Genomic DNA, 18,220 nt, shown 5'->3' on the forward strand with positions numbered 1-18,220 from the left:
GGGACATTTGCGCCAGGGGCCTACCGGCCGCTACGGGGCCCTCACGCGCGCAACAGACCTGATCGGAGACGCCGGCCGATCCAACCGGCAACCGGACTGCCCGGCCGCACGCGTATCGCCATGCGCCCCCCACTAGGCCCGTGGAACTCGACGAGATGGTCCCTTCGATGGGAAAAGGACAAAAGAAAAGGGCGGACCTTGCGGTCCGCCCTCCCTTTTTTACTGCTACAGAGCTTCGATGGATCAGAAGCGCTGGGTGTACTTCATGTACAGGAAGCGACCGATATCGAAACCGCCGTAGTAGGCGAAGCTCGAGTTCGGCGCCGAGTACATCAGCGGACCCTTGTGGTCGAACACGTTGTTCGCGCCCAGGGCGATGGTGGCATCCCACGGCGCCTTCCAGCTGACCTGCAGGTCGTGGAAGGTGTTGGAGCCGGTCTTGCGCAGCGGCTCGGATTCGCCATTGGCCATGTGGTTGGGCGCATTGCACCAGAACTCGCCGGTGTCGATGCAGTCTTCCTTCATGCCCGAGTAGTAGCGCGCGGTGTAGTTGACACCGAAGTCGCCCATCGCCCAGTTGATGCCCACGTTGGAACGCACGCGGAACAGGCCGGCTTCGCCGACGCGACCGATCATGATGTTCTGACCGGCGGCATTCTGGCCCTGCTCGTCGTACTTGGACAGGTAGCTGGTCTGCCAATCGATCGAGAACTGACCGATGGCCAGTTCCGGCAGGCGGTACTTGATGCCCAGGTCGTAACCTTCGGTTTCCATCTTGCCGAGGTTGGCGGTGCCGTAGGTGATCGCGCTGACGTGACCGTCATCGGCACGGACCACGCCTTCGCAGCGTGCCGAGTTGCCCAGCACGTAGCAGTCGCGCAGGATGCGGTCGACGCTGTCAGCGATGATCATGTCGCTGATTTCGTACTTGTACCAATCCAGCGAGATGTCCAGGCCCTGCACCCAGCGCGGGCTCCAGACCAGACCGGCGGTCGTGCTCTTGGAGGTTTCCGGCTTCAGGTTCGGGTTTGCACCGGAGACGAACTGGTCACCGGACTGGCACGGCAGGGTGGAGCAGGCCTTGTTGCCCTGGCCCAGCTGCACGTAGTCGGCCGGAACACCTGCGGCCGAGCACGGGCCGTTGCCGGCGACGCTGCCCGGAGCGGTGGTGCCGCACGGATCGATGTACGACTCGAAGCTCGAGCTCAGGCCACCGTACAGATCGGCGATGGTCGGAGCGCGGAAGCCTTCAGCATAGGTGGCGCGGACCAGCAGCTCGTCCATCGGACGCCAGGTCAGGCCGAACTTGCTGTTGGTGGTGCCGCCGAAGTTGCTGTAGTCCGAGTAGCGGCTGGCCATGTTCAGGGTCAGCTCCTTGGCGAACGCCATGTCCGCCAGGATCGGCACGTTCAGTTCGAGGTAGACCTCGTTCAGATCGTACTCACCACGGGTCGGCTTCTGGCCCAGGCCGGTGGACTGGCCCGACTGTGCGAAGGCGTCCGGCGTGTAACTGCCTTCTTCCTTGCGGTGTTCCACGCCCATGGCAAAGCCCAGGTCACCGGCCGGCAGGGTCACGATGGAGCCCGACAGGTTGGCGGTGAAGCTGGTGGTCTTGGTGATGCCGCGGGTGGTGAAGGTCGGGAACAGGAAGTCCTGCAGCTCCTGGTCGGCCAGCGAACCCTGACCTGCGACGCCGTACGGCAGCAGCGGGTTCCACGGACGGCAGTCACCCAGGATCGGGTTGGCTGCGGTGCCGCAACGGGCAGCGCCGGCGCCGTCGATGAACGACGGGCCCAGCGCCTGACGGGCAGCGATCAGGCTCATGTCACCGCGGTTGGTCTTGATCGACTCGTTGCGGTTCCACAGCGCGCCCACGTCCCAATCGAAGCTCTTGTCAGCCACTTCGAAGAAGCCGCTGATGGTCGGTGCGAAGCGCAGGGTCTTCAGCTGGCTGTCGGTGGTGCGCGGCACCTCCCACAGGCGACGACGGAAGTCGACGTTCTGGCCAACCGGGTTGAAGGCGCTGGCCGCCGACAGCGGGGTGCTGAACGAGCTGGACTGGTACGGGTAGCCGGCGATCTGCTGGAACGTGTTGCGTTCGTTGTAGAGCAGATCGGTGTTCAGGCTGATCGAATCAGTGAAGTCGTACGTGCCGTTGATGTAGACCGACTTGCGCTCGACACCGGTCAGCAGGGTCATCTGCTGGTTGGAGTTGGCGTACTCGTCGGCGGTCAGCTCGTGGTAGTCGTTCGGGTTCTTCGGGTTGCCGCCCTGGTTCAGGGTCTGCCACACCGCGGTCTTGGAGGTGCGCGAGCAATCAAACAGCAGCGGGTTGCACCAGCTGCCGTTCTGGCTGATCGGGCTCCAGTCTTCGCTGGTGGAGTTCGGACCCAGCGAGCCGTCACGGCTGTACCAGCGGTCCTTGGCCCACACCGGATCCTGCTTGGAGTATTCGGCAGACAGGGTCACGCTGCCGCGCTCGCCCTTGGCACCCAGGGTCATCGAGTACTGCTGGCTTTCACCGTCGCCGTTGCCGTACTGGCCAACGTAGACGCTGGCTTCGCCGCCTTCCACGTTCTTGCGGGTGATCACGTTGACCACGCCGGCGATGGCGTCGGAACCGTAGATGGCCGACGCACCGTCCTTCAGGATCTCGATGCGCTCAACCGCGGACATCGGGATCTGGCTCAGATCCTGCAGGCCGGCGGTGGAGGCGCCCAGGCGCTTGCCGTTCATCAGCACCAGGGTGCGCTCTGCGCCCAGGTTGCGGATGTCGACGTAGTAGCCGCCCACGTTCTCGCCCGAAGCCAGCGACTCCGAACGCGAGATGGCCGGGGAGCCGGCCGAGGTCAGGTTGTTCAGCACGTCCGCGACGCTCGAGAAGCCCTGCTTTTCCAGGGATTCGCGGGTCATCGTCAGGATCGGCTGCTGCGTCTCCATGTTGGCGCCGCGGATGCGCGAGCCGGTAACCGAGATGCGGTCGAGGTCAGTGGTGCCGGAGGCAGCTTCCTGCGCCGAGGCAAAGCTCGGCGCCAGCGCCAGCGCAATGCCGGCGGGCAGAAGGCCCAGCCGCACTGCGGGAGTACGAAAATTCATTTATCTCTCCGAGGTACGTTAGTAGCGTGTTAAAACGCCTCGGAAAGTTACGATTGCGTTGCAGTTAATTATTTGCGCGAAGCAACCGGAGGCTTTGCCGACTTTGGCGGGAGCATTCCGACGGTCTCGCGGAAGCCTGACGCAGACTGCCCATAACGTGCCCGGAAGGCCCGTGCGAAGCTGCAACAGTTGTCAAATCCGCTTGCTGCGGCCACTTCGCCGATCATCATGTCGGTATCACGCAGCAGGTCGGCCGCGCGCTCCAGGCGCAGGCGCGCCGACAGCGATTGCGGGCTTTCCTCGTAGAGGCTCTGGAACGTCTTGGACAGGTACCAGCTGGAGAAGTTGGTCAGCTCGGCGAGTTCACCAATGCGCACCACGCGGTGGCTGTTGCCTTCCAGGTACAGGCGCGCGCGCTGCATGCGCCCGAACACCTGGCGCTTGCGCAGGCGCGAGCGGCCGGGGCAACGCTGCACTCCGGTGGCCAGCGCGCGCTGCAGTGAGGCCAGGTGCAGCAGCACCGGGCGCAACGCCTGCGCCGGCTGGCCACTGGCCAGGGCATCGCGCCACAGCCGCAGGGCCACGCGGACTTCACCGCGGCTCATGCTGCCGCGACCGGCATACAGGCTGCAGTCTTCCAGTTCGCCGAGCGCACGCAGCGCATCCGGGGTCAGGCTCAGCCCGATGCACAGGCCATCGCGGCCGGCCTGGATCATCGGGCGCGATTCCTTCTCGAAGGCGATCCACTCGCGCTGGCGCAGACGGAAACGGCCTTCCTTGGATTCCACCCACGCGCTGCCACGCAGCTGCATCCATACGGTGAAGGTGGCGCCGGCGGTCTGCAGGCTGCCGAGCCGAGCCACGCCCAGGCAGGTGGGCAGCGGGCCGTCGTCGACGATCTTGTCCAGGGAAAGCGATTGACCGCGATCGGCGAGGGAAAGCTGACGCATGACTACACCGTGTTTGCCGTAACTGGGCAACCGTTTTGCCAAATCAGGTCGACCCGGTCAGGAAAGTCCCACGAGATTCATCCGAATTCGACACGAGGCCGATACGAAGGAATCACGAAGGTCATTTCCCTTTTGTAAACAAGGCGTTGGAGATCGTGGAGAAGACAGGTGCCGGAGCCTCGGGCAGTTCCATCACGCCGATATCGGCGCCGTCGGCCACCGCAAGCGCCACATAGAGCGCGCTGCCATCGGCCTGCGCACTGAAGCCGTTGCCGGCACTGAGGCGATCGGCATCCAGGCAGTGCTCGACGCTGGGCGCGCCGACGTCGATGCGCGAAAACAGGGTGGCGCAATCGGCGCGATTGGACAGGTAGTCGACGCTGCCGTTGCGGGCGACGGCCCAGGTCCGATAGCGCCAGCGCGTCGGCCGGTCGTCGCTGAGCTGCTGGATGCTGTCGGCACTGAGCCGCGCATCGGCCGACCACAAGCCGCCGGCCGACAACCGCGTGAACAACACGCGCTGGGTGGCCGGGTCGAAGCGGGCCTGCGAGACCCCGTCGATGCTGCCGAGCACCGTCCACGGCGAGGCGCGCCGATCGAACAACAACAGTCGCATGCGTTCGTGCGGGTCGCGATCGACTACCAGCAGGTGGTCGGCATCGCCCGCATACAAAGCCTGCAGTGGCTGGGCGACGGGTACCGGCAGCGCCACCACCTGCTCGTCGCGCGGGGAAACCTCGTAGATCACCGGATTGGCCTGCGCATCGCGCCCGGACACCAGCAGATGCGTGCTGTCCGGTGACCAGTCCGCGGCCTGGCGCGTCTCCGGACGCAACCCATCGACCGGGCGCAGCGATTCGGGCCGGGTCAAGTCGGCCCACCACAATCCGTAGTTCCCGGAGCGGTCGGAGGTGAACACCAGTTGCCGGCCATCCGGGGCCAGCATCGGCTGACCGTCACGGCCGTTGGAGGCGAACAGGCGCTCGGGCTGGCCGGGCCGGCCCTCCTTGAGCGGCACGCGGAACAGACCGAACTGCGCCTTGCGGTGCACGAAGGCCAGCATTTCGCTGCTGCGCGACACCGCCGGCGACTGCGCATCGTCGATGCCCACATCGCGCAGCGTGCGGGTCGGGATATCCAGCTCGTACAGCCGCGATTCGCTGTCCACGCGGCGCCCGAACACGATGTGCCGGCTGTCGCTGCGCCAGGCCCACCCGCGGATCTCGGCCGAATCGTCGGTCAACTGCTCCGGCACGCCGCCGGCCGCCGGCAGCCGCCACAGATCACCGATCTGCGGATTGCGCACGAACACGATCCAGCGCCCGTCCGGCGAGTAGCGCGGGGCGTAGTCGAAACTGTCTTCGGCCACCTCGTAGTCCAGTGGCGTCCAGCGCCCGCTGGCGATGTCCAGGATGCGGATGCCACGGTGCGCGTAGCGCCCGGCCAGCGAGCCGAACAGCAGGCCGCGCCCGTCCGGGGTCCAGTCGAAGCTGAGCAGCTCGGTGCCATCGCAGCGGGTGACGTGGCGCACCGCGCCGCCGGTGGCACTGGCGATCAGCACTTCGCAGCCGGCATCGGGACCAAAGCGGGCGAAGGCGATGTCGCGACCGTTCGGCGACCAGTTGGGGAAGCGGTCGGAGTACCCCTGCGGCGTCTCGGCCAGCAACCGCGCCGGGGCGTTGCCGGAGGTCTGCACTTTGATGCTGCTGCCCTGGCGGGCACTGCTGTCGGCCTCATAGGCCACCTGCGAACCGTCCGGGGACAACGTGGGATAGGTTTCAAAGCCCGCCGTGGCGGTAATCAGCCGGTACGGTCGCTGCGGGCTGCCGATCACGCGGCTGCCGTCTTCCAGCACGCCGCTGGACGCGGCCGATGGTGCAGGACGTTGCAGCAGCAATGCGGTCAGCACCAGCAGCGCGATCATCATGCCAACGCCGAGCGCGAGCAGGACGTAGCGGCGCATCCGCCGCCACCGGCTGCGGACGGATCCCGTGGCGGGCGCGGCCACGTCGGCAGGCACACCCATCGCTGCGGTGTCTTCGCGTTCGGTGGACGTCACCGCCTCGGCAGCCGGCGCCTTATCGACCGCACTCACCGGCACGAGCAGGCGATAGCCGGTCTTGGCAATGGTTTCGATGTAAGGCGTGCCCGTGACATCGTCGTTGCTGAACGCCTTGCGCAGCTGTGTCACTGCCTGGGTCAGCACGTCATTGGTGGGCAGCGTGTCCGGCCATACCTCGGCGAACAGTTCATCACGGGTGACCACCGCACCCGGTGCACGCATCAGCGCCTTCAACACACCCAATGCCTTCGGCGTCAGCCGGCGCGGACGACGCGCACCGGGCACCGTGACCTCGCGGGAGGACAACGTGACGGTGCACTCGCCGATCCTGATCACATCGGCTGAAGTTGGCTCACTAAAGGGGCTGATCATTCCGGTGGTACGAGTGAATGCAGGACAACAGGAACGCAGCATCCATCGCAACCGAACACCGATCGAACGAACCGCCAGATTCCGCACATGCCATCAGCGCAAACCGCAAAAAAACTGAAGCGCGCGAATACTAGCCTATGGCGGTTAACTGCGCCTGTGCGCGTGGACAACATCAGGCCCTCTCTCGCCGACGAATTCACATAAATCGCTTCAGTATTCGCGCCTCCGGGCGCGAATTTTTTATCTGCGATTCAGTTTCGTCCACGGCGCAGCATGGTCAGTCCGACCAGCCTGGACACCACCAAAGCTACGTACATCACGCCTGCAAACTGCTCCAGCATGACCAATGCGCGTGCCTGCGGATGCACCGGCACCACATCACTCAACCCCACCCCGGACAGCAAGCTGAAGCTGAGATAAAGCAGCTCCATCCAGGTGCGCAGTTCGCTCTCGCTGGTGGCCATGAAACTGCCCGGATACCACTGCTGGCAGACCGAGAATGCGAACGCGAAGGCCCATGCCAGCAAGGTGAATGTCGCACCGGCGGCGAACAGCTCGTCGCGGGTGACTTTGTGATCCTGCAGCATGTAGGCGGTCAGGCTGCCAGCCGTGTAGAAATACAGGAGGCATTCGAGCAGCTGCGCGGTGATGGTCAAGGCGGGCTTGCCCAGCAGCGCACCGGCGATGGAGAAGACCACCGCCGGGATCGCCAGCACCAGCGCCAGCCACATCCCCAGCGGGCTGCGCCGCACCACCCACAACGACAGGCCAAGCACGGCGATGCCGAACGCGCCGAACAGCGCGCGGCTGGCACCGGCCTCGTCCATGGCCGGGTACAGCAGCACGCCCAGCAGTTGCACGGCCAGCAGCCATGCAGAAGGATGCCTGCGCGCGATGGCCAGCCATTTGGTGGTGCGTGCTATCGCCATCGTCTTCCCTCGCCCTGGCCGTGTGGCGCCGAGCTTAACGCGGAAGCCGCGCAGGCGAGATGAGCAGGCCGGGGCGCTGGCTCAGCGCCCCGGGCCGCCGCGTCATTGCGGCCGATAGACCTCCGCACCGAGGTCGCGGAACTGCACCGACTTGTCGGCCATGCCCTCCTGCAGCGCCTCCTGTTCGGACAGTCCGTGTTCGGCGGCATAGTCGCGCACGTCCTGGGTGATCTTCATCGAGCAGAAGTGCGGCCCACACATCGAGCAGAAGTGGGCCAGCTTGTGCGCGTCCTTGGGCAGCGTCTGGTCATGGAACTCCTTGGCCTTCTCCGGATCCAGGCCGAGGTGGAACTGGTCTTCCCAGCGGAACTCGAAGCGCGCCTTGCTCAGCGCGTTGTCGCGCACCTGTGCACCGGGGTGGCCTTTGGCCAGGTCCGCGGCGTGCGCGGCGATGCGGTAGGCCATGATCCCGTCACGCACGTCCTGGCGGTTGGGCAACCCCAGGTGTTCCTTCGGGGTGACATAGCAGAGCATCGCCGTGCCGTACCAGCCGATCATCGCCGCACCGATCGCGCTGGTGATGTGGTCGTAACCCGGGGCGATGTCGGTGGTCAGCGGGCCCAGCGTGTAGAACGGCGCCTCACCGCACTCGCGCAGCTGCTTGTCCATGTTCTCCTTGATCAGCTGCATCGGCACATGGCCGGGGCCTTCGATCATGGTCTGCACATCGTGCTTCCAGGCGATCTTCGTCAATTCGCCCAGCGTTTCCAGTTCACCGAACTGCGCGGCGTCGTTGGCATCGGCGATGCAGCCCGGGCGCAGGCCGTCGCCGAGCGAGAAGGTCACATCGTAGGCCTTCATGATCTCGCAGATGTCGTCGAAGTGCGTGTAGAGGAAGTTCTCCCTGTGGTGGGCCAGGCACCACTTGGCCAGGATGCTGCCGCCACGCGACACGATGCCGGTGACGCGTTTGGCGGTGAGCGGTACGTAGCGCAGCAGCACGCCGGCGTGGATGGTGAAGTAATCCACCCCTTGCTCGGCCTGTTCGATCAGGGTGTCGCGGAATATTTCCCAGGTGAGTTCCTCGGCGCGGCCATCGACCTTCTCCAGCGCCTGGTAGATCGGCACGGTGCCGATGGCGACCGGGGAGTTGCGCAGGATCCACTCGCGGGTTTCGTGGATGTGCTTGCCGGTGGACAGGTCCATCACCGTGTCACCGCCCCAGCGGATCGCCCACACCAGCTTCTCGACTTCTTCGGCAATGCCCGACGACACCGCGCTGTTGCCGATGTTGGCGTTGATCTTGGTCAGGAAGTTGCGACCGATGATCATCGGCTCGCTTTCAGGATGGTTGATGTTGTTGGGCAGCACGGCACGCCCACGGGCGATCTCGTCGCGGACGAACGCGGGGGTGATGATCGTCGGGATCGACGCGCCGAAAGATTCGCCCGGGTGCTGCTTGAGCAGTGCGGCGTCGCGGAGCGCCTCCAGGCGCTGGTTCTCGCGGAGGGCGACGAATTCCATTTCCGGGGTGATGATGCCGCGCCGAGCGTAGTGCATCTGGGTGACGTTGCCGCCGGCAACCGCGCGACGGGGCTGCAGCCGCGAAGGGAAGCGCACCGCGTCCAGCCGCACGTCGGCTTCGCGCGAACGCCCGAAGGCGGAGCTCAGGCCGGGCAGCGCTTCGGTATCGCCGCGCTCGGCGATCCAGGCCGCGCGCAGCGCCGGCAGGCCGACAGACAGATCGATGCGTGCCTGTGGGTCGGTATAGGGGCCGGAAGTGTCATACACGGTGACGGGTGCATTTTCCTCACCGCCGAACAGGGTCGGGGTGCGGGTCAGCACTATCTCGCGCATCGGCACCTGCAGGTCGCTGCGCGAGCCCTGCACGTGGATTTTGCGCGAACCGGGGATCGGACGGGTGACCGATTCGGAGAGTTGCCGGGCCTGCTGCTGCAGGGAGGAAAGCGCTGCGTTCATGACTTCGTCCTGGATCGAGTTCCGCACTGGAATAGGCGGAACGGACGAAGCGGCGGCGCACGGCAGATCGATCGCGGGCGGTCTTCGGGCGGGGCAGCCCTACGGCGCAATGCGGTTGCAGTTGCGAAGCATCCCTACGCCGGTATCAACCGGATCAGGTTCGAAGGGACTGTCTCAACCGTGGCCGTTCGGCCGCGGTACCCCCGCTTCGGGGCGAATTAGACCACAACGCGACGCAATCGGCGCAGCCGTCGGCGACACCCGGCGGGCATCGGCTTGAACGTGAACAAGGCAATGACGATCCATGGCCTAGAATGCTGCAGCGCGGTGTGACACAAACGCACGCCGCGGCGGCGCTCCGCATTGACCGGCAGCGACCGCCCTGAGTCGCCCCGGTGGCTCGCCCTGCCCCTTTCGTACGGAGAAACTCCTGCATGGTGTTTCGCATTTCCATCGCATTGATTGCCCTGCTGGTGCTGGCCGCCGGCCTTGCGCCGGGCCCCTTCAACGACATCGTCCAGAGCGGGTTGACGACCATCGTCCGCAGCACCGGCTGGCTGTACCTGCTGGTGGTGTTCATGACGCTGTCGTTCCTGCTGTATCTGGCGTTCGGTCGGCTCGGTTCGCTGCGCATCGGGGGTGAAGACGCCGAGCCGGATTTCTCCAACGCCAGCTGGATGTCGATGCTGTTCGCCGCGGGCATGGGCATCGGCCTGGTGTTCTGGGGCGCCGCCGAGCCGATCTCGCATTTCGTCAAGCCGCCCGAAGGCTTGGCGCCGCAGAGCATGGACGCCGCGCGCGCGTCGATGCGCTATGCGTTCTTCCATTGGGGCCTGCATCCGTGGGCGATCTATGCGCTGATCGGCCTGGCGATGGCGTGGTTCCAGTTCAACCGCAACGGCCGTGGACTGATCAGCGATCTGCTGCAGCCGATCATCGGTGCGCATCATCGTGGCTGGATGGGCACGGTGGTGAACGTCGCGGCGGTGGTGGCCACCGCGATCGGGGTGGCCACCACGTTGGGCTTCGGCACGATCCAGATCGCGGCGGGCCTGCACCGGGTATTCGGCATCCAGGATTCGATTCCGGTGCAGTTGACCATCATCGCGGTGGCGTTCGTGCTGTACATGGCCTCCACCACCAGCGGGGTGAATCGCGGCATCAAGTGGTTGTCCAACTTCAACCTGGGTCTGGCCGCTGTGCTGTTGGCGCTGGTGCTGGTACTGGGGCCGACCGGTTTCATCTTCGATACGTTCACCACCACGATCGGGTCGTACCTCAACTCGCTGGTGACGATGAGCCTGCGCATGTCGCCGTTCTCGGGCAGCACCTGGGTGGCGGACTGGACGATCTTCTACTGGGCGTGGTGGATTGCCTGGGCCCCGTTCGTGGGCTCGTTCATCGCGCGCGTCTCGCGTGGGCGCAGCATCCGCGAGTTCGTGCTGGGCGTGGTGATCGCGCCGAGCGTGTTGGGCTTCCTGTGGTTCTCGGTGTTTGGCGGGACGGCGTTGTGGTCGCAGATCTTCGGCCATGTGGATCTGGCGCAGGCGCTGGGCAATGGCTATGAGACGGTGCTGTTCACGATGTTCGACAGCCTGCCGATGCCGCTGGTGTTGTCGGTGATCGCGCTGGTGCTGCTGATGATCTTCTTCGTGACCTCGGCCGATTCGGCGGTACTGGTACTGGCCACGATGTCCACCGAGGAAGCCGGCGATCCGCCGCTGGCGCGGCGCATGGTGTGGGGCGTGGCGATCGCGCTGATCGCCGGGGTGCTGTTGCTGGCCGGCGGCCTGAACGCGCTGCAGGGCATGATCACGATCGCGGCATTGCCGTTTGCGTTGCTGATGTTGGCGGTGATGTGGTCGCTGTACCGGGTGCTGGACATGGAGTACGCGCTGCAGCGGCGCCGCGCGCAGCGGGCGCGACGGATGATGGATGCGTGGATCGAGCGTGAGATCGCCGCGCAGGAAGAAACGCGTGATGAGGCCGCGCGGGCGCCTTAGCCTTGTGTTGCGCGTGGGTCGGTGGTTTGGGAGAGCAGCCGAGCGTGGCTCGGCTCTACCTTGGGTGGGTCGCGAGTGTTGAAGGCGTCGTTTGCATCGGTAGTGCCGAGCCATGCTCGGCAGCAACATTCCTCAGCCATCAGCGCCCATGACAATCATCGCCGAAGCGCAGCCACGCATGGCGCGGCTCCACTTCGCAGATGATCAGCTGCGCGTTACCGGGCAGCCGAGCAACGGTCGGCTCTACCTCAATACCCCGCGGCCTGCCCGTCCTTGCGGCTTTCCGATGCGCCGTAATACACGCCGGTGTCCGGATCGCGCAGGATCGCCTGATAGCCACCGTAGGGGCCGTCGGCAAACACTACCCGGTGGCCCTTGCGCATCAGCGCGCGCACCGTCTCGTACGCGAAGCCGGTTTCCAGGTTCACCTCGCCCCCATCGCTCATCGCCGTAGCCTGGCCGGTCGGCTCGGTCGAGCCTTCGTGCTGGATGCGCGGTGCGTCGCCGGCCTCCTGCAGGTTCATCCCGAAGTCGACCATGTTCATCACGATCTGCGCGTGACCCTGCGGCTGCATTGCCCCGCCCATGACCCCGAAGCTCATCCACGGCTTGCCGTCCTTGGTGACAAAGCCCGGGATGATGGTCTGGAACGGACGCTTGCCCGGCGCATAGCCGTTGGGATGGTCCTTGCGCAGTACGAACATCTCGCCGCGATCCTGCAGGATGAAGCCCAATCCCGGGGGCGCCATGCCGCTGCCCATGCCGCGGTAGTTGGACTGGATCAGCGACACCATCATCCCGTCCGCATCGGCGACGGTCATGTAAATCGTGTCGCCTTCTTCCAGCTGCTTCGGCGTGCCCGGCTGCACCTCGTTCAAGGCCTTGTCCATCGAGATCAGCGTGCGACGCTCGGCGGCATATGCCTTGGACACCAGCTTCGCCACCGGCGCCGGCTGGAATGCCGGGTCGGTGTAGAACCGCGCGCGATCGGCGAAGGCCAGCTTTTTGGCCTCCACGAACAGATGGACATGCTCGGGTGAGCCGAAGGCGATTTTCGAGAAGTCGTAGCCTTCCAGCACGTTGAGGATCTGCAGCGCGGCGATGCCCTGGCTGTTGGGCGGCAGTTCCCACACGTCGTAGCCCCGGTAGTTGCTGCTCACCGGCTCGACCCACTCGCCGTGGTGGCTGGCCATGTCCTCATAGCTCAGGTAGCCGCCATTGGCCTTGAAGTAGCTGCCGATGGTCTGCGCGATATCGCCCTTGTAGAACGCATCGCGGCCACCGCGCGCGATCTGCTCCAGGGTGTTGGCCAGGTTCGGGTTCTTCCAGAGCTCGCCCTTGCGCGGGGCATGTCCATTGACGGTGAACTGCTCGGTGAAGCCGGGGTACCGGGACAGCTTGGGCACCGAGCGGTCCCAGTAATAGGCGATCACTTCGGCCACCGGGTGGCCCTCACGCGCGTAGCGGATCGCCGGGGCCAGGTTGTCGGCCATCGGTTTGCGGCCGAACCGCTCGTGCAGCGCGAACCAGCCATCCACCGCGCCCGGTACCGACACCGGCAGCGGGCCGGTGGCCGGGATCTCCTTCAGCCCGCGTCGCTGGAACTCGGCCAGGGTCAGCGACTTCGGCGAGCGGCCCGAGCCGTTGTAGCCGTAGAGCTTCTGGGTCTTTGGGTCCCACACGATCGCGAACAGATCGCCGCCGACGCCATTGCCGGTCGGCTCCATCAGGCCGAGCGCGGCATTGGCCGCGATCGCCGCATCCACCGCCGAGCCGCCGCCCTTCATCACATCCAGCGCGATCTGGGTGGCCAACGGCTGCGAGGTGGCGGCCATCGCGTGCGGGGCGATCACCTCCGAGCGGGTGGCGAAGGTGTGGCCGGTGATCCGGTCGGCGGCCATCGAGACAACCGGGAGAGCACACAGGACGGCAGCGGCCAGCAGGCCGCGGGCAAGACGTGAGGACACGGGGTGGTTCCTGAAGGTGGTAGCCCTGCGATAGTGGCGGCGAAATGCCCGCGACGACATCCCACAATGGTCATGGGCAGCCGCCGATCGACGCCGGATTCCGCGCAGAACCCAGCTGCAAAATAGTGAATTCGGGTTCACCGGATCGATTTCAGCGGAAACCATCCTTGCGTGGCGGGCCTCTACGCTGGATGCAGGCGAAACCGTTGGAAATCTGCGCGCAAAGGTTGACAGCCTCAAAACCGCTGTGGTTTTCTCGATCTCATGTTGCAGCGCACAGCCATCCGCGAATCCATCGAACACGCCGACACCGGCGGGGCGTCGATCCGTTCGCTTCTTGTCCTCGTACTTATTACCCAACCAACAGGTGCGGGACGGACCGGCGTGTAAGCAAGACTGCCAGGTATCCATCGAAACCCGCACCCACCCAGGTGCGGGTTTTTTCGTTTCAGAGCCCCTCGATTCCGCCTCCCCCCTTTCCGAGTTGCCTTCTGCCATGACGCGCCAGCCCGCCCCCGCCGCCACACCCACCGCCCCCACGGCGGCGTTCGGCCGTGGCGCTGCGCGCGCCACCCCTTCCCCTGACTGGCCGACGCGTCGCTGAGACCGTCGGCCTTTTTTCTTTTCGCCAAAGGACTTCCCCCATGAGCACCAACGACCTGCCCCAGATCAAGATCGCTGTTGTCGGCTACGGCAGCCAGGGCCGCGCGCACGCGCTGAATCTGCGTGAATCCGGTTTCGATGTCGTCGTCGGGCTGCGCCCGGGCGGTCCCACCGAGGTGAAGGCACAGGCCGACGGCTTCACCGTCAAGGCACCGGCCGAGGCGGTCAAGGACGCCGACCTGGTCGCCGTGCTGACCCCGGACATGGTGCAGAAGAAGCTCTACGAAGACGTGCTTGCCCCCAACATGAAACAGGGCGCGGTGCTGTTGTTCGCGCACGGGTTGAACGTGCACTTCGACATGATCACCCCGCGCGACGACCTGGACGTGGTGCTGGTCGCGCCGAAGGGTCCGGGTGCGCTGGTGCGCCGTGAGTACGAGATCGGCCGGGGCGTGCCGTGCATCTGGGCGGTCTACCAGGACAGGAGCGGCAAGGCGGCCGAGTACGCGCTGGCCTACGCCGCCGGCCTGGGCGGCGCACGCGCCAACCTGATCCAGACCACCTTCAAGGAAGAGACCGAAACCGATCTGTTCGGCGAGCAGGCGGTGCTGTGCGGTGGTGCGTCGGCGCTGGTGCAGGCCGGTTTCGAAACGCTGGTGGAAGCCGGGTACCAGCCGGAAATCGCCTACTACGAAGTGCTGCACGAACTGAAGCTGATCGTGGACCTGTTCTACGAAGGCGGCATCACCCGCATGCTGGAATTCATCTCCGAAACCGCGCAGTACGGCGACTACGTCAGCGGCCCGCGGGTGATCGATGCCGGCACCAAGGCGCGCATGAAAGACGTGCTGACCGACATCCAGAACGGCACCTTCACCAAGAACTGGGTGGCCGAGTACGAAGCGGGCCTGCCGAACTACAACAAGTTCAAGCAGGCCGACCTGGAGCATCCGATCGAAAAGGTAGGCAAGGAACTGCGCGCCAAGATGGTCTGGTTGCAAAGTCAAGCCGCGTAACCCGCGCGGCTTCCCCACCCGCTTTCGTAAAGGTCACCGCATGAACACCTCCGCACACAGCACCGCGCCCTGCAACGGCGCCCGCTGGTTGACGCAGGCCCTGGAAGCCGAGGGCGTGCATACGCTGTTCGGCTACCCCGGCGGCACCATCATGCCGTTCTACGACGCCCTGGTGGATTCGGGGCTGAAACACATCCTGGTGCGCCACGAACAGGGCGCGGCGCTGGCCGCCAATGGCTATGCCCGCGCCAGCGGCCAGGTTGGCGTCTGTGTCGCCACCTCCGGCCCGGGGGCATCCAACCTGGTTACCGGCATCGCCGATGCGATGCTCGATTCGGTGCCGATGGTCTGCATCACCGGCCAGGTCGCCACCCCACTGCTGGGCACCGACGCGTTCCAGGAACTGGACGTGTTCGGGCTGACCATGCCGATCGTCAAGCACAGCTGGCTGGTGCGCAGCGTCGATGACCTGCCGCGCGTGGTCCGCGAGGCCTTTCGCATTGCGCGCGAAGGTCGTCCCGGGCCGGTGCTGATCGACCTGCCCAAGGACGTGCAGATCGCCGATGCCTCGCACCTGCCCGTGCATGTGCCGGCAGCGGTAAATCCCCCGTCCGCGCCGCAGGACGACGCGATCGCACAGGCCATTGCGGCGATTGCCAACGCTGAAAAGCCGGTGATCTACGCCGGTGGTGGTGTTGCCCTGGGCGATGCGGTCGACGATTTCCGCGCCTTCGTCGAGGCCAGTGCCATCCCCACCGTGCTGACCCTGCGCGGCCTGGGCGCGCTGCCGCCGCAGCATGCGCACTACCTGGGCATGCTGGGCATGCACGGCACCCGCGCGGCCAACATGGCGGTGCAGGAGAGCGACCTGCTGGTGGTGATCGGCGCGCGTTTCGACGACCGCGCCACCGGCAAGTTGAACGAGTTCGCCCCGTTCGCGCGGGTCATCCACATCGATGCCGATGCGTATGAGATCTCCAAGCTGCGCAGTGCCGACATCGCCGTGCCCGGCAACGTCGGCAGCGCCCTGCGCGCCCTGACCGCCGCGGCGTCCATCCCGGCCAGCCAGGACGCGTGGCGCAAGCGCTGCGCCGGCCATCGCGAACGTTTCGCCGCGCGCTACGACGCGCCCGGCACGCACATCTACGCCCCGGCGCTGCTGAAGCGCCTGAGCGAGCTGGCCCCGCGCGATGCGATCATCGCCTGTGACGTGGGCCAGCATCAGATGTGGGTGGCCCAGCACTGCCGCTTCAACCACCCGCGCAACCACCTGACCAGCGGCGCACTGGGCACCATGGGCTTCGGCCTGCCGGCGGCGATGGGCGCGCAGTTCGCCTGCCCCGACCGCACCGTGGTGCTGGTCTCCGGCGATGGCAGTTTCATGATGAACGTGCAGGAGCTGGCAACCATCGCGCGGTGCCGCCTGCCGGTGAAGATCGTGCTGCTGGACAACAGTTCGCTGGGCATGGTGCGCCAGTGGCAGGAGCTGTTCTTCGCCGAGCGTTACAGCGAGATCGACCTGTCCGACAACCCGGATTTCGCCGCACTGGCGCAGGTGTTCGGCATTCCCGCTACCCGCATCGAGGCGCGTGATGACGTTGAAGGCGGCCTGGCCGCGCTGCTGGCCCAGCCGGGTCCGGCGCTGCTGCACGTGGCCATCGATGCACGGGCCAACGTGTGGCCGCTGGTGCCCCCCAACAATGCCAACAGCACCATGCTGGACGCCAACCCTGCCCATCAGCCCCAGGAGTTCCCCAATGCAATACCGGCTTGACCTGGTGCTGGTCCCCGCCGAGGGCGCGCTGCTGCGCGTGATCGGCATGGCCGAACGCCGCGGCTTCACGCCGCGCGCGATCGCCGGCGCGCCCAATGCCGCCGACAACGGCCGCTGGCACCTGCAGATGGTGGTGGACAGCACCCGTCCGCCGGAAACGCTGTGCCGGCAGATCGAGAAAATCTACGACTGTGTGTCGGTGCGCATCAGCGCGCTGGAACCTGGAGTATCGGCATGAACGCCCGCACCGTTGCATCGGTGCCGGTACGGAGGTGCCTTCTTGGGCGTGCAGGGCGCACGAGGTGGCACCATCAAGGGACGCCGCCGCAGCGCGCACCGCACTGCGACGATCACCCTGGCCGGGTGCGCGATGCCGGCTAGCCGTACCCCGCAGGAACCGGAGGTAGGCGACGTAAGCGTCGCCGACGTGCTGGCCGCGCAGGCGCGGCTGCGTCGCTTCCTGCCGCCCACGCCCCTGCATTACGCCGAGCGGTTCGGGGTGTGGCTGAAACTGGAAAACCTGCAGCGCACCGGTTCCTACAAGGTGCGCGGCGCACTGAACGCGCTGCTGGCCGGGCGCGAACGCGGCGATGACCGGCCGGTGATCTGTGCCTCGGCCGGCAACCACGCCCAGGGCGTGGCATGGGCCGCCTACCGGTTGAACATCCCGGCGATCACGGTGATGCCGCATGGCGCACCCGCCACCAAGATCGCCGGCGTCGCCCACTGGGGCGCCACCGTGCGCCAGCACGGCAGCAGCTACGACGAGGCCTACGCGTTCGCCCGCGCCCTGGCCGACCAGCACGGCTATCGCTTCCTGTCGGCATTCGACGATCCGGACGTGATCGCCGGGCAAGGTACCCTGGGCATCGAACTGGCCCCGCACGCACCGGACGTGGTGATCGTGCCGATCGGCGGCGGCGGCCTGGCATCGGGCGTCGCGCTGGCGCTGAAATCGCAGGGCGTGCGTATCGTCGGCGCACAGGTCGAAGGTGTCGATTCGATGGCACGCGCGATCCGCGGCGACCTGCGCGAGATTACGCCGGTGGCCACCCTGGCCGACGGCGTGAAGGTCAAGATTCCCGGCTTCCTGACCCGCAAGCTGTGCAGCGCACTGCTGGACGATGTGGTGATCGTGCGCGAAGCCGAGCTGCGCGAGACCCTGGTGCGACTGGCACTGGAAGAACACGTCATCGCCGAAGGCGCCGGCGCATTGGCCCTGGCCGCCGGTCGTCGCGTCGCCGGCAAGCGCAAGTGCGCGGTGGTGTCCGGCGGCAACATCGACGCGATGGTGCTGGCCCAGCTGCTGGCCGACATCCGCCCGCGCCCCCCGCGCAAACCCCGCCGCCGCGCCAGCGAGCGCATGCGACCACCGCTACCGACCGTGCTCGCGACCCTCCCGAATACCGCTCCGAATCCTACCTCCGCCATCCCATCCGACATTGCCGTCGAGGAGACCTCCTGGTGA

11 protein-coding genes and 1 riboswitch are annotated in these 18,220 nt (G+C 66.1%); of the genes, 5 read left to right on the top strand and 6 right to left on the bottom strand.

Going from position 1 to position 18,220, the window contains the following annotated elements; all coding sequences use genetic code 11:
• Nucleotides 1-243 precede the first annotated feature (243 nt).
• The 5 genes from NR101_RS13630 to thiC form a co-directional block, all read right to left on the bottom strand.
• Nucleotides 244-3,096, bottom strand: a complete 2,853-nt coding sequence (locus NR101_RS13630; RefSeq protein ID WP_256776478.1) for a TonB-dependent receptor — start codon at nucleotides 3,094-3,096, stop codon at nucleotides 244-246.
• 68 nt (nucleotides 3,097-3,164) lie between these two features.
• Complete coding sequence (locus NR101_RS13635; protein ID WP_256776479.1) at nucleotides 3,165-4,046, bottom strand: helix-turn-helix transcriptional regulator; 882 nt, start codon at nucleotides 4,044-4,046, stop codon at nucleotides 3,165-3,167.
• Between the two features lie 121 nt (nucleotides 4,047-4,167).
• Nucleotides 4,168-6,480, bottom strand: coding sequence for a winged helix-turn-helix domain-containing protein (locus tag NR101_RS13640; RefSeq protein WP_256776480.1), 2,313 nt, complete (start codon nucleotides 6,478-6,480; stop codon nucleotides 4,168-4,170).
• A 251-nt stretch (nucleotides 6,481-6,731) separates the two neighbouring features.
• A complete protein-coding gene (locus tag NR101_RS13645) occupies nucleotides 6,732-7,409 on the bottom strand; it encodes an ion channel (RefSeq protein ID WP_256776482.1) in 678 nt (225 codons plus the stop codon).
• Between the two features lie 102 nt (nucleotides 7,410-7,511).
• Nucleotides 7,512-9,389 (bottom strand): phosphomethylpyrimidine synthase ThiC, encoded by a 1,878-nt coding sequence (gene thiC / locus NR101_RS13650; RefSeq protein WP_256776483.1) that lies wholly within the window; start codon nucleotides 9,387-9,389, stop codon nucleotides 7,512-7,514.
• Between the two features lie 113 nt (nucleotides 9,390-9,502).
• A riboswitch (TPP riboswitch) is annotated at nucleotides 9,503-9,604 on the bottom strand.
• A gap of 219 nt (nucleotides 9,605-9,823) precedes the next feature.
• On the opposite strand from thiC, the gene NR101_RS13655 reads away from it, so the two are divergent.
• Nucleotides 9,824-11,392, top strand: coding sequence for a BCCT family transporter (locus tag NR101_RS13655; protein ID WP_256776484.1), 1,569 nt, complete (start codon nucleotides 9,824-9,826; stop codon nucleotides 11,390-11,392).
• 248 nt (nucleotides 11,393-11,640) lie between these two features.
• Here the strand turns inward: NR101_RS13655 and ggt are convergent, their stop codons facing one another.
• On the bottom strand, nucleotides 11,641-13,359 hold the full coding sequence (gene ggt / locus NR101_RS13660) for a gamma-glutamyltransferase (protein ID WP_256776487.1): 1,719 nt from the start codon (nucleotides 13,357-13,359) through the stop codon (nucleotides 11,641-11,643).
• A gap of 644 nt (nucleotides 13,360-14,003) precedes the next feature.
• Here ggt and ilvC point away from each other — a divergent pair.
• The 4 genes from ilvC to NR101_RS13680 all read left to right on the top strand — a co-directional run bounded on the left by ilvC (nucleotide 14,004) and on the right by NR101_RS13680 (nucleotide 18,220).
• The gene (gene ilvC / locus NR101_RS13665; protein ID WP_256776488.1) at nucleotides 14,004-14,978 is read left to right on the top strand and encodes a ketol-acid reductoisomerase; all 975 of its coding nucleotides are present in this window, start codon (nucleotides 14,004-14,006) and stop codon (nucleotides 14,976-14,978) included.
• A 40-nt stretch (nucleotides 14,979-15,018) separates the two neighbouring features.
• A complete protein-coding gene (ilvG, locus tag NR101_RS13670; RefSeq protein ID WP_256776489.1) occupies nucleotides 15,019-16,752 on the top strand; it encodes an acetolactate synthase 2 catalytic subunit in 1,734 nt (577 codons plus the stop codon).
• Nucleotides 16,736-16,990 (top strand): ACT domain-containing protein, encoded by a 255-nt coding sequence (locus tag NR101_RS13675; RefSeq protein WP_256776490.1) that lies wholly within the window; start codon nucleotides 16,736-16,738, stop codon nucleotides 16,988-16,990. The genes ilvG and NR101_RS13675 overlap by 17 nt, the downstream gene beginning before the upstream one ends.
• 132 nt (nucleotides 16,991-17,122) lie before the next feature.
• The gene (locus NR101_RS13680) at nucleotides 17,123-18,220 is read left to right on the top strand and encodes a threonine dehydratase (RefSeq protein WP_256776491.1); all 1,098 of its coding nucleotides are present in this window, start codon (nucleotides 17,123-17,125) and stop codon (nucleotides 18,218-18,220) included.

Source organism: Stenotrophomonas sp. Ste86 (genome assembly GCF_024519465.1).
Taxonomy (GTDB): Bacteria; Pseudomonadota; Gammaproteobacteria; order Xanthomonadales; family Xanthomonadaceae; genus Stenotrophomonas.